At 70.2% G+C, this 13,597-nt stretch carries 5 protein-coding genes; all 5 read right to left on the bottom strand.

The window, feature by feature from the left end; all coding sequences use genetic code 11:
* Nucleotides 1–23: 23 nt before the first annotated feature.
* Nucleotides 24–6,284, bottom strand: coding sequence for a type I polyketide synthase (pks2, locus tag AU194_RS01030; RefSeq protein WP_059087352.1), 6,261 nt, complete (start codon nt 6,282–6,284; stop codon nt 24–26).
* A gap of 788 nt (nt 6,285–7,072) precedes the next feature.
* A complete protein-coding gene (locus tag AU194_RS01025) occupies nt 7,073–8,338 on the bottom strand; it encodes a serine hydrolase domain-containing protein (RefSeq protein WP_059087351.1) in 1,266 nt (421 codons plus the stop codon).
* Between the two features lie 87 nt (nt 8,339–8,425).
* The gene (gene meaB, locus AU194_RS01020) at nt 8,426–9,415 is read right to left on the bottom strand and encodes a methylmalonyl Co-A mutase-associated GTPase MeaB (protein ID WP_197417475.1); all 990 of its coding nucleotides are present in this window, start codon (nt 9,413–9,415) and stop codon (nt 8,426–8,428) included.
* Complete coding sequence (gene scpA / locus AU194_RS01015) at nt 9,416–11,674, bottom strand: methylmalonyl-CoA mutase (RefSeq protein WP_059087349.1); 2,259 nt, start codon at nt 11,672–11,674, stop codon at nt 9,416–9,418.
* A gap of 1 nt (nt 11,675) precedes the next feature.
* The gene (gene mutA, locus AU194_RS01010; protein WP_059087348.1) at nt 11,676–13,529 is read right to left on the bottom strand and encodes a methylmalonyl-CoA mutase small subunit; all 1,854 of its coding nucleotides are present in this window, start codon (nt 13,527–13,529) and stop codon (nt 11,676–11,678) included.
* Nucleotides 13,530–13,597: the final 68 nt, after the last annotated feature.

Genomic DNA, 13,597 nt, shown 5'->3' with positions numbered 1-13,597 from the left:
CGTCGACGCCATGTGTGCCGTCCTCACGACGGACTCGATGTGGCCGCATCACCGGCGAGCGTGTCGGCCAGACGCTGAGCCAGCGCACGGACCGTGGTGATGTCGGTCGATCCGATGCGGATACCCGTCTCGTTCTCGATGCGGGTCCGCACCTCCAGCGTCCCGAGCGAGTCGAGACCGTACTCCGACAGCGGCCGGTCCGCGTCGACCGACCGGCGCAGGATCAGCCCGATCTGGTCGGCGACCAGTTTGCGGAGCCGACCCGGCCACTCCTCCTGCGGGAGTTCGTACAGTTCGGTCAGGAACGCGCTGGTGCCCGCGCCACTCTGCCCGATGGACGCGAAAGCCTCCGCGAACTTGCTGGTCTGGGCGAACGCCGTGAGCCACGGTGCACCCGCGACCGGTGCGTAACCGCTGTAGCCACGGTCGTGGCGCAGCAGCGCGTCGAAGGCGTCGGCACCGTCGTCCGGCAGGATCGCCATCGCGGTGTCCTCGGCCATCCCCTGACCCTTGCCGATCTCCGCCCATGCGCCCCACGCGATCGACGAGGCGGGCAGCCCCTGGGCGCGCCGCCACTGGCTGAACGCGTCGAGCCAGCTGTTGGCGGCCGCGTAGGCCCCCTGCCCGGGCGAACCGACCATCGCGGCGGCCGAGGAGAACGAGCAGAACCAGTCGAGCGGCTGACGCTCGGTGGCGGCGTGCAGGTTCCACGCACCGTGCACCTTGGGCGCCCAGTCACGGTCGACGAGCTCATCGGTGATGTTGGGCAGCGTCGCGTCCTCCACGACGGCCGCGGCGTGCAGCACGCCGCGCACCGGCAGTCCGGTGGCGGTCGCCGCGGCGACCAGGCGCTCGGCGGTGGCTGGGTCGGCGATGTCGCCGAGCGTCACCTCGACCTCGGTGCCCGTGGCGCGGATGCGGTCGATCACCGCGGTCGCCTCGGCGCCGGGCGCCGAGCGGCCGTTGAGCACGATCCGGCCGCAACCGGCCGCCGCCATCTTCTCGGCCAGGAACAGGCCGAGCCCGCCCATACCGCCGGTGACGACGTAGGCCCCGTCGCCGCGCAGGACCGCGGCGTTCTCCGGTGCGACCACCGCGGTGCTCTGCCCGGTGTGCGGGACGTCGAGCACGAGCTTGCCGGTGTGGCCGGCCGCGCCCATCACGCGGATCGCGGTGGCACCGTCGGCGAGCGGGTAGTGCGTGGTCTCCGGGACCGGCAGCACGCCGTCGGCGATCTGCTGGTACACCGTCTCGAGCAGCCGGCGCAGGATGCTCGGGTTCGTCAGCGTCAGCAGCGCGAGGTCCACCGCGTAGAACGCGAGGTTGCGCCGGAACGGGAACAGGCCCATCTTGGTGTCGCCGTAGATGTCGCGCTTACCGATCTCGACGAAGCGGCCACCGAACGACAGCAGTTCCAGACCCGCACGCTGGGCGGCGCCCGGCAGCGAGTTCAGCACGATATCCACGCCGTAACCGTCGGTGTCACGGCGGATCTCGTCGGCGAACGCCGTGCTGCGGGAGTCATAGACATGCTCGATCCCCATGTCCCGCAGCATCTTCCGACGATCCGGGCTGCCCGCGGTGGCGTAGATCTCCGCCCCGGCGGCCTTGGCGATCGCGACCGCGGCCTGTCCCACACCGCCGGTCGCGGAGTGGATCAGCACCTTGTCACGGGCGCCGATACGGGCCAGGTCGTGCAGGCTGTACCAGGCGGTGGCGTGCGCACTGGGCACCGCGGCCGCCTGCTTCTCCGGCAGCCCCTCGGGCAGCTTGACCGCGAGGTTGGCGTCGCAGGTGACGAACGTCGCCCACGCGCCGTTGGCCGAGATGCCCGCGACGCGGTCGCCGATCTGGTGTTCGGTGACCCCGGGACCCACGCCGGTGACCACACCGGCGAAGTCGCCGCCCAGGTTGGGCAGCCGGCCCTCGAAGCTCGGGTAGCGCCCGTAGGCGACGAGAACGTCGGCGAAGTTCAGGTTCGACGCGGTCACCGAGACCTCGATCTCCCCCGGCCCCGGTGCGACCCGGTCGAATGCGACGAGTTCGAGCGACTCGAGGTCACCGGGCGTGCGGATCTGCAGCCGCATGCCCTGGGTCTCGTGGTCGACGACGGTGGTACGCCGCTCCTCGGGGCGCAGCGGGCTGACCGCCAGCCGGGCGACGTGGAATTCGCCGCCGCGCCAAGCAGTTTCGTCTTCCTCCGACCCGGACAGCAACTGCGCGGCGACATGCTCGGCGGCGGTGTCGGCGTCGAGGTCGATCTGCGTCGGCTGCAGTGCCGGATGCTCCATCGCCAGCACCCGCATCAGCCCGCGCAGCCCACCCTGCTCGAGGTTGGCGACGTCGCCGTCGAGCACGGTCTGCGCGTTGCGGGTCACCACGAACAGCCGCGGCGGTTCGCCGGGGATCTCGGGCAGTTCGCGTGCGATGTGGACGAGTCGGCGCACGTAATCCGCACCGGCGGCCGGGGCGTGCTCGCCCAAGGCCGGTGCGGTCACCACGAGCACACCGCTGTGGGGGTCGGCGGTGAGCTGTTCGCGCACCTGCGCGGCGACCTGAGCGTCGGCGCCGTCGGCCGGCCACACGGTGGTGGTCACCTGGGCCTCGGCACCGGTGAGTGCGTCGGCAAGGCGGACCGCCTCATCCTCGGCGTCGGCGGAGGTCGCGATCACGAGCCAGCGTCCGGCGTCGTCGTGACCGGCCTCCGGCCGGTCCTGGCCGCGCCATTCGATGGTGAGCAGGCGCTCGCCCAGCAGCCGCTCCCGCTGGCCGCCCGCGGTCGCGCCGCTGCCAAGCCGCAGCCCGGCGACGGTGAGCAGCACCGCACCGTCCTCGTCGAGCACCTCGATGTCGGCTTCGACGGCGGCGGCGCTGACGTTGGTCACCGTCACGTAGCAGTAGTGGGCGTTGCGGGTGGAGGCGTGCGCGGTGAGCCTGCGCACCCCCAGCGGCAGCATCAGCGTGCCGCTCGCATCCGCCTGCAGGGCGGCGTGCGCGCCGACGGCCTGGAAGCAGGCGTCGAGCAGCGCCGGGTGGATGCCGTAGGCGCTCTGCTGAGAGCGGATCGACCCGGGCAGCGCCACCTCGGCCAGGACGGTGTCCCCACCGTCGTCGCGGGTGTTCGCCGCGACCAGGCCGGAGAACGCCTGCCCGTAGACGATGCCGCGGTCGGCGAACCAGCTCTGCAGGTCCGCGCCCTCGCGGCGCTCCGGGTGGGCGGTCAGCAGTTCGTCGATGTCGTAGGCGGCGGGTGCCTCGGCGGCGTCGTCACCGTGCAGGACGGCGGCGGCGCGGCGCACCTCGGCGCCCTCGTCATAGGTCTCGACGACGAACTCCGCGACCCCGGGCCGCTTCACGGTGGCGACCGACGAGACCGGCGTCTGCTCCTCGAGCAGCAGCATGGCCTCGAAGCTGATGTCGCGGACCTCGGAGGTCTCGCCGAACACCGCGCGCGAGGCGGCCAGCGCCATCTCGCAGTACGCCGCACCGGGCAGCGCCGCGACGTTGTGCACCTGGTGGTCGCCCAGCCACGGCTGGGTGCCGGTACCCAGGTCGACCTGCCAGACGTGGCGCTCCGGCTCCTCGGGCAGCCGCACGTGCGCCCCGAGCAGCGGGTGCACGGCCACGGTGGAACCGCCCTGGGCCTGCTCCTGACCGTCGCGGGTCAGCATCAGGTGGGTGTGGGTCCACGTCGGCAGCGGTGCGTCGACCAGCCGGCCGTCCGGGTACATCACCGCGAAGTCCACGGCGCCACCGGAGTTGTGCACGTCGGCGACGAAGCCGAGCAGTCCGTCGGGCAGCTCCTGCTCCCGCCGCATGGCGGCCAGCGCGGCGAAGCTCATGTCGAGGCTGCGTCCGGTCTGGTCGACGGCGTGGGTCAGCAGCGGGTGCGGGGCGAGCTCGCCGAACACGCGGAACCCGTCCTCGAGCGCGGCCTGCACGGCGGCGGAGAACCGCACGGCGTGCCGCAGGTTATCCACCCAGTAGTAGGCGTCGAACTCGGCCGGATCGCGCGGGTCGTAGAGCGTGGCCGAGTAGTACGGGATCTCCGGTTCCATCGGCTCGATGTCCTCGAGCACCTCGGTGAGCTCGTCGAGAATCGGATCGACCTGCGGCGAGTGCGACGCCACGTCGACCGCGACCTCACGGGCCATCACCCCGCGGCTGTCCCATTCGGCGACGAGTTCAGCGATGGCCTCTTTGGCCCCGCCGACGACGGTGGACTGCGGTGAGGCGACCACGGAGAGCACCACGTCGCTGATGCCGCGCGCGGCGAGCTCCGAGAGCACCTGCTGGGCGGGCAGCTCCACCGAGGCCATCGCACCGGAACCGGCGATGCGCGCCATCAGCTTGGAGCGGCGGCAGATGACCTTGGCGCCGTCCTCCAGCGACAGGCCGCCCGCGACGACCGCGGCGGCCGACTCGCCCATGGAGTGGCCGATGACGGCACCGGGGGTGACCCCGTAGGACTTCATGGTCTCGGCGAGCGCGACCTGTACGGCGAAGACGGTGGGCTGGACCCGGTCGATTCCGGTGACCTTCTCCGCGGCCGACATCGCCTCGGTGACCGAGAAGCCCGACTCGCGGGCGATCAGCGGTTCGAGTTCGGCCACGGCGGCGGCGAACACCGGTTCGGTGGCGAGCAGACCCTTGCCCATGGCCGCCCACTGCGAACCCTGACCCGAGAACACCCACACCGGGCCGCGTTCGCCCTTGGCGACGGCGGGCTCGTAGGGCGTCTCACCGTCGGCGATCTCGCGCAGCGCCTTGATGAGCTCCTCGCGGGTGGCGGCGGCGACGCTGGTGCGGACCGGTCGGTGCCCGCGGCGGCGCGCCAGCGTGTAGGCCAGATCGCGCAGGTCGCTGTTCGACTGGGCGTCCACCCAGTCGGCGAGGCGGGCCGCGGTGCGGCGCAGCTCTTCGGCCGAGGTGGCCGACAGCGGGAACAGCATCGCCTTGGTGGTGGGTTCACCGACGACGGGTGCGGGCGCCTCGGGCGCCTGCTCGAGCACCGCGTGCACGTTGGTGCCGGAGAGTCCGTAGGCCGACACCGCGGCGCGCCGGGGCTGCCGGTCGCCGTGCGGCCAGGGGGTGATCTCCTGCGGCACGAAGAGGTTGGTGTCGATCCGCGCCATCTCGTCGGGCATGCGGGTGTAGTGCAGGTTCTGCGGCACCGTGGCGTGCTGGAGCGACAGGATCGCCTTCATCATGCCGATCGCGCCTGAGGCGGACTGCCCGTGGCCGAAGTTGGTCTTGACCGCGCCGAGCGCGGTCGGAGCGGCGGTGCCGTACACCTCGGCGAGGCCGGCGTACTCGATCGGATCGCCGACCGGGGTTCCGGTGCCGTGCGCCTCGACCATGCCGACGGTCGCGGGATCCATCCCGGCCGCCGCGAGCGCCGACCGGTAGACCGAGACCTGCGCGGTGCGCGACGGGGTGGCGATGTTGACGGTGTGGCCGTCCTGGTTGGCCGCCGAACCCTTGACGACGGCCAGGATGCGGTCGCCGTCGCGCTGGGCGTCGTCGAGCCGCTTGAACATGAGCACGACCGACGCCTCACCGGAGACGAAGCCGTCGGCGCCGACGTCGAACGCGTGGCAGTGGCCGGTGGGCGAGAGCATGCCCTGGGCGGAGCCCGACGACATCTTGCGCGGTTCGAGCATGATCGACACACCGCCGGCCAGCGCCATGTCACTCTCGCCGTCGTGCAGGCTGCGGCAGGCCATGTGGATCGCCAGCAGGCTCGACGAGCAGGCCGAGTCGACGGTGAAGGACGGGCCGTGCAGCCCCATCGCGTAGGAGATCCGGCCCGAGGCCATGCTGTAGTTGTTGCCGGTGAAGCCGTAGGGGCCCTCGATCGCGTTGGCGTCGGCGGCGACCAGCTGGTAGTCGCCGTGCGTCATACCGATGAAGACACCGGTCAGAGTCTCGTGGAGGGCGGCGGGGTCGATACCCGCGTGTTCGACGGCCTCCCACGCGGTCTCCAGGAGGAGCCGGTGCTGGGGGTCGATCGCCGTCGCCTCACGCTCGCTGATACCGAAGAACTCGGCGTCGAAGCCCGCGACGTCGTCGAGGAATGCGCCCCACTTCGACACCGACCGGCCCGGAACGCCGGGCTCCGGGTCGTAATACTCTTCGGCGTCCCACCGGTCGAGTGGCACCTCGGTGACGAAATCGTCGCCGCGCAGAAGCGCCTCCCAGAGCCGCTCGGGAGAGTCGATTCCCCCTGGCAGCCGGCAGGCCATTCCGATGACGGCAATGGGAGTGACCGGTGCATCGACCACGTGTGCAAACCTCTTCTAAAACTGGATGCGGAGTTCGAGACGGATTGAAAATCGATTAGTTTCGGAAATTCAGCACTTTTCGGCGCGCTCCGTCCGCTCCCCTCTGCATCTCTTTGGCCTTCTTGGCGCCGAGTCGGAGCGTAACCGCTCGCGCCGACTCCGGTGCAAGTACCGAGCAAATCCCTCTCGGCTGTTGCTAGATCTATGTCCGCGGCCAAAACGTTACACGAGCAAGGACAAGATCGCAGATTCATCCTTCTGCAGGCCTCTGACCTGCAGTTACAGTGATTTTTAACTCTAATGTCAATCTTGGCACTTTCTTGGGTTCCTCTCAGGTTTTTCGCTGTGCAAGAACTCAGCAAACTAATTAGCAGGTCTCCTGCATGTTGCTGTAAATCGAGTTACGGCCCGACCCGGCGGATACACACGGCGCTTTCGAGGCGGCTGCTGATCTTGTTTCAGCAGTACAGGGGGTTTTTTGCGACCTCAACATCACTTCGATCAGACAGGTGTCCGTGGCGTCGGCCGAGTGTGCTGATAATTGCAATAGTCAGGACTTCTGTGCGATGGCAACAGAAGCCCGAATAACGATCGTGATGTGTTTCGCGCCACCAGCAAAGGCCGAAAGGGGCAGGCACAGCAAGAACACAGGCAAACTGTCTTTGCGCAAGCAAAGGTGAATTCAGCTGTCGGACAATCTTTTCCAGGGACAACAATCGTTGTCAGTGAACGTGGTGAAAAACCCCACAAAAGGGGGTTCGGAGCCACCTGAGAGGGGGTCGGGGACCCTACCCGGCAACCGGCTTCGGCACCGCGAACGGGGCGCCGAGATCGGGCACGACCTGGTATCCACGCCTGCGGGCACGGGCGACGTCGCGCCGGATGAGCACGCCCAGGCCCGCGAAGGAGCCCATGTCGAGCAGCATCGGGGTGAGCAGCCGGTTGTGCACGAACCCGATCGCCAGACCGGTCGACGGATCGGCCCAGCCGACGGACCCGCCGAGCCCGACGTGGCCGAATCCGCGCATCAGGCCGAACGGCAGGCTGTGGTATCCGAGATGGAACGCCAGCGGGATGCCGATGTTGCGATCGGGGCGCAGATTGGGCCGCCCGGTCAGATCGGCCGCCACCCGCGGCGACAGGAACTGCACGCCCTCGATGGCGCCGCCGTTGGCGATCGCGCCGTACATCCGGGCCAGCCCGCGGGCGGTGGCCACACCGTTGGCCGCCGGGATCTCCGCGTCGAGGAACGGGGTGTCGCCCTGGACCACGGCCTTCATCCCCGGGAAATACATGGATCCGAAGAGCCCGGAGAACTGCAACGCCGCGACCCGCGGTGCGACCAGGTTGAACACCGGGTTGGCCAGCGTGCTCTGCGGGGCCAGGATCTGCGCGGCCCGGGTCGGCGCCGATGCCGGCGGCCTGCCCAGGTGCAGTCCGTCGGTGTTGAGCGGTTCGGCCAACTCGGTGCGGATCAGGTCACCCATCCCCTGTCCGGTCACCGCCCGCGCCAACCCCGATACCAGCCAGCCGTAGGTCAGCGCGTGATAGGCCGGCTGACCGCGCAGCAGCCGGTTGACCGGTGCCGCCGCGAGCCGCTGCTCCATCCCGACGTGGTCGAACAGGTCCGCTTTGCGCACCCCGTTGAGTTGGGACAAGCCGGCCCGGTGGCGCAACAGGTCGCGCACCGTGATGTCGGCCTTCCCGTTGACGCCGAACTCCGGCCAGAACTGGGCGACGGGCGCGTCGTAGGCCAGCAGGCCGCGGTCGACCAGACGATGGATGACCGTCGAGGCCATCCCCTTGGTGGCGGAGAAGACCATCGCGCCGGTGTCGGCGGTCCAGTAGTCGCGGCCGCGCCGGTCGGAGTACCCGGTCCACACGTCGACGACGGGTTCGCCGTGGAGGTAGATGCACAACGCTCCACCGCCGAACCGGCGGCCGGGGAACAGCTGCGAGAAGCCCTGCAGGGTCCGGACGAACGCGTCGTCCGCCGCGCCCTGGACACCGTGCGGGAGACCAGCGCCGCGGCCCCGCGATGAGAGGTTGGTCACAGCTACCAATCTATCCTGCGGAATGCCAGGTTAAACAGAGCCGATCAGAGCGTTATTGAAGCGTTAAAGACCAGGTCAGGGACCGGTTCAGCGCGCGGCGTCGAGGATCTCGCGGGCGGCCAGCGCCGGGGTGAGCTCGCCGTCGCGAACCTGCCGCTCGACCTCGACGCGGATCCGGCGGACCTCGGGATGGGACAGCACCCGGTCGAGCACGGCGTCGCGCACCATCGACCACGTCCACTCGACCTGCTGCTGACGGCGCCTCGCCTCGAACTGCCCCGCCTCGCACAGCACGTCGCGGTGCTTCTCGACCGTCTCCCACAGCTCCCGCAGACCCGTGCCCTCCAAGGCGCTCATCGTCAAAACCGGTGGCAGCCAGAGCGTTTCGCGCGGATAGATCAGGCGGATGGCACCGGAGAGTTCGCGGGCGGCCCGCTTGGCCTCGATGGCGTGTTCCCCGTCGGCCTTGTTCACCACCACGACGTCGGCGAGTTCGAGCACGCCCTTCTTGATGCCCTGCAACTGATCGCCGGTGCGGGCCAGGGTGAGGAACACGAACGTGTCGACCATGTTCGCGACCGTCACCTCGGACTGCCCCACCCCGACGGTCTCGACCAGGATCACGTCGTACCCGGCGGCTTCGAGCAGCACGATCGTCTCGCGCGTCGCCTTGGCCACGCCGCCGAGCGTCCCCGAGGTCGGCGACGGCCGGATGTAGGCGTCGCGGTGCGTGGCGAGTTTCGCCATCCGGGTCTTGTCGCCGAGGATCGACCCGCCCGTGCGCGTCGACGACGGGTCGACCGCCAGCACTGCCACCCGGTGACCCTGCTCGATCAGGTACATCCCGAGCGCCTCGATCGTGGTCGACTTCCCCACCCCCGGCACGCCGGTGATGCCGACGTGGAGCGCGCTGCCCGCTTGCGGCGTCAGCTCCAGCAGCAGCTGCTGGGCCCGCTCGCGGTGGTCGGCGCGCGTCGACTCGACCAGCGTGATCGCGCGCGCGAGCGCGGAACGGTCGCCGCCGCGCAGTGCGGCGGCGAGTTCGTCGACCGGTTGGTTCATCACCGGTTTAGACATCTAGGCGAGGTCGTAACCGAGCCGCTCGGCCAGCTTGTGCAGCAGCCCGGTCGCGGCGTCGGCGATCACGGTGCCCGGCGGGAAGATCGCGGCGGCACCGGCGGCGTAGAGCTCGTCGAAGTCCCCGGGCGGGATCACGCCGCCGACCACGACCATGATGTCGGGCCTGCCCACCGCGGCCAGTGCGTCGCGCAGCGCGGGCACCAGCGTCAGGTGGCCGGCGGCCAGCGAGGACACCCCGACGACGTGCACGTCGTTGTCGGCGGCCTGCTGGGCGACCTCGTCGGGCGTCGAGAACAGCGAGCCGACGTCGACGTCGAAACCGATGTCGGCGAACGCGGTCGCGATGACCTTCTGGCCGCGGTCGTGCCCGTCCTGCCCCATCTTGGCGACGAGGATGCGCGGCCTACGGCCGTCGGCCTCTGCGAACTTCTCCACGAGTTCGGTGGCCGTGCTCATGCGAGAGATGTTGTCACCCGTCCCGGCCTCGTCGCGGTACACCCCGGAGATCGTGCGGATCTCGGCGACGTGACGGCCGTAGACCTTTTCCAGCGCGTCGGAGATCTCCCCCACCGTCGCCTTGGCGCGGGCGGCGTTGATCGCCAGCGCCAGCAGGTTGTTGCCGAGGCCGTCCTCACCGGCGAGGCCCTCCGTGCCCGCCGCGCGGGTCAGCGCGTCGAGCGCGGCGCGGGTGGCGTCCTCGTCCCGATCGGCCCGCAGCTGCTCGAGCTTGGCGAGCTGTTCGGCACGCACCCGGCTGTTCTCGACCTTGAGCACCTCGATCTCGTGGTCCTCGGGCACCTGGTACTTGTTGACGCCGATCACGGTCTGCGCACCGGAGTCGATCCGCGCCTGCGTGCGGGCGGCCGCCTCCTCGATGCGCAGCTTCGGGATGCCCTCGCTGATCGCCTGCGCCATCCCGCCGTGGGCGACGACCTCGCCAATGTGCATCCGGGCTGCGGTCGCCAGCTGGTGGGTCAGCCACTCGACGTAGTACGACCCGCCCCACGGATCGATCGGCCGGGTGGTGCCCGACTCCTGCTGCAGCAGCAGCTGGGTGTTGCGGGCGATGCGGGCGGAGAAGTCGGTGGGCAGCGCCAACGCCTCGTCGAGGGCGTTGGTGTGCAGCGACTGGGTGTGCCCCTGGGTCGCGGCCATGGCCTCGATGCAGGTGCGCGCGACGTTGTTGAACGGATCTTGGGCGGTCAGCGACCAGCCGGAGGTCTGCGAGTGGGTGCGCAGCGACAGCGACTTCTCGTTCTCGGGGGCGAATTCGGCGACCAGCTCACTCCACAGCAGCCGGCCCGCGCGCAGCTTGGCCACCTCCATGAAGAAGTTCATGCCGATGCCCCAGAAGAAGCTCAGCCGCGGCGCGAACTTGTCGATCGACAGCCCGGCGTCGAGGCCGGCCTTGATGTACTCGACACCGTCGGCCAGCGTGTACGCCAGCTCCAGATCGGCGGTCGCCCCGGCCTCCTGGATGTGGTAGCCCGAGATCGAGATCGAGTTGAACTTCGGCATCTTCGTGCTGGTGTAGCCGAAGATGTCGGAGATGATCCGCATCGACGCCTTGGGCGGATAGATGTAGGTGTTGCGGACCATGAACTCTTTGAGGATGTCGTTCTGGATGGTCCCGGCCAGCTTCTCCGGCGGTACGCCCTGTTCCTCGGCGGCCACCACGTAGAGCGCGAGGATCGGCAGCACGGCGCCGTTCATGGTCATCGACACCGACACCGACGACAGGTCGATCCCGTCGAACAGCTGGCGCATGTCGAGGATCGAGTCGATCGCCACGCCCGCCATGCCGACGTCACCCTGCACGCGCGGGTGGTCGGAGTCGTATCCGCGGTGGGTGGCCAGGTCGAATGCGACCGAGAGCCCCTTCTGACCCGCGGCGAGGTTGCGGCGGTAGAACGCATTGGACTCGGCGGCGGTGGAGAAACCGGCGTACTGGCGGATGGTCCAGGGCTGGTTGACGTACATCGTCGGGTACGGGCCGCGCAGGAACGGCGGGGCGCCGGGGAAGGTGTCGAGCGGGTAGCCCGCGGCGGCGACGGCGTCGCGGTCGGCGGCCACGTAGACCGGTTTGACGTCGATGCCCTCCGGCGTCACCCAGTCCAGCTGGTCAGGGGTGTAGCCGTGGGCGGCGGCCGCGGCGGCGATCTGTTCGGTGACCGCGCCCTCGGTGGCCGGGGCGCCGGCGCGCTCGCTGCGCAGCGGGACGTCGGCGAAGCTCCCGATTCCGGTTGAAGCGGTCATCTCAGGCCCCCAATCGGGTGAGGAGGTTCGACAGGGCCGCGACCGCGTCGATCTTCGCGGTCAGGTAGTCGTCGGGCTTCTGATCGGCGTCGGAGACGGCCTTCTCCGGGCCCGCGAGGTACAGGAGGCTGATGCCGGCCGCCCGGGCGGCCGCGACCACGCCCGCCGCCTCGGCGCCGTAGCGGGTGTCGGTACCGCAGATCACGGCCACCGACGGGGTGCCCGCATCGGCCACGGCCGCAGCGACGCCGTCGGCGGTGACGGGGCCGGGGTTGACGGCCTCGATGCCGCCGGAGGCCAGCAGGTTGCTCGCGAACGTCGCGCGGATGTTGTGCTCGGCGAGCGGTCCCAGCGGCAGCAGCAGCACTCGCGGGCGGCCCCCGTGCTCGGCGACGTAGGCGTCGGAGCGGTCGCGCAGCGCCTCGAACCCGGCGGCGTACCGGGTGACGGCGGTGAACGCCTCACCGGCCGGCAAGGTGGGCTCGTCGAGGTTGGGGTATTCGTTGACCCCGGTCAGCGCGGTGCGCCGGTGGGCGATGTCGTCGGTGCGCCGGGCGGCGACCTCGGCGATCTGCGCGGCGACGTAGGAGTGGGCGGCCACGAATCCGCCGCGGGACTCGATGTCCTGGAAGTGTTTCCACGCCTGCTCGGCCAGTTGCGCGGTCAGGTCCTCGACGAACCACGACCCGCCTGCCGGGTCGAGTACCCGGCCGACGTGGGACTCCTCGAGCAGCAGCAGCTGGGTGTTGCGGGCGATGCGGCGGGCGAAACCCCGTGAGGTGCCAGGGTTTCCGTCGGGGATCGCCACGTCGAACGGGTGCACCAGCACAGTGTCGGCTCCCCCGACCCCCGCAGAGAACGCCGCAAGCGTGGTGCGCAGCATGTTCACCCACGGATCGCGCTGGGTCATCATCGGCAGCGACGACACCGCGTGGATGGTGGCCGCACCGGCGTCGGCGGCGCCGACGACCTCACACACCCGCGCCCACAGCGTGCGCGCGGCCCGCAGTTTCGCGATGGTCATGAACTGGTCGTCGTCGGCGGCGAGCCGGAAGCTGATCTGGCGCACCGCATCGGCGGCCGGGAGACCGCCCTCTTCGAGCAGCCGTAGATAGGACACCCCGGCGGCGACCGCGCCCGCCAGTTCCCACGAGGCGCTGGCCCCGCGGTTGTGCAGTGCGGGCCCGTCGACGGTGACGGCGCGCACATGGCCGCCGTAGCCGGTCACCTTCGCCGCGGCGGCGACGACCTCGGCGACGTCGGGTGTCGAACGGTCGCTGAAAGGGGCGGTCAGCGGGTCGGCGCCCAGATCCACCGACAGCCGTGCGCGCTGGTCGTCGTCGAGGTCGGTGAGCAGCGTCAGCAGCGCCTCGGCGGCGGCGGTGTAGTCGGCGCCCGCCTCCAGCTGCACGGGGACCAGGTCGAGGAACACCGAGTCGAGCAGGCGCGGCAGGTCGGCGGCGGCCACCCCGTCGGCGCCGATGCGCAGCACCAGCGCGCTGACCCCTTCGGTCAGGCCCAGCAGCACCGCGCCGTTGGCCTCCTCGACGGCGCCCGGCGCGGACGGGAAGGTCTCGGCGACCTTCCAACCGGATATGACGTCGCGCAGGGCGTCGCCGCCGCGCACGTACGGCCACTGGCCCGGCAGCGGCGGCTCGGGCAGCGCGTCGAGGCTGGTGTAGAGGGGTCGGATCGCGAAACCCTCATAGGTCGGCGTATCGAGCAACCGGTCGGGTTCGGCGGGCAGGTCGGCGGGGTCCTTGCGGGTGCTCTTGGCCAACACCCCGGCCACCGCGGAGCGCCACTGCTCCAAGCCGGACTCGACAGCACTGGCCCCGTGCACAGACACCGGCATCTCCTGTTGTCGCAGCGTGTGACTGACGTATCCGTCATCAGGCTAAATGATGGGGATCACCCGCCTGC

It is taken from the genome of Mycobacterium sp. GA-2829 (assembly GCF_001499965.1).
Lineage (GTDB): Bacteria > Actinomycetota > Actinomycetes > Mycobacteriales > Mycobacteriaceae > Mycobacterium.
The sequence above is the reverse complement of the archived record's forward strand: the minus strand, read 5'-3'. Positions and strand labels throughout refer to the sequence as shown.

Coding starts and splice junctions, on each gene's coding strand:
- meaB (WP_197417475.1), bottom strand. CDS start 9,415: ATGTCTAAACCGGTGATGAACCAACCGGTCGACGAACTCGCCGCCGCA.
- scpA (WP_059087349.1), bottom strand. CDS start 11,674: ATGACCGCTTCAACCGGAATCGGGAGCTTCGCCGACGTCCCGCTGCGC.
- mutA (WP_059087348.1), bottom strand. CDS start 13,529: ATGCCGGTGTCTGTGCACGGGGCCAGTGCTGTCGAGTCCGGCTTGGAG.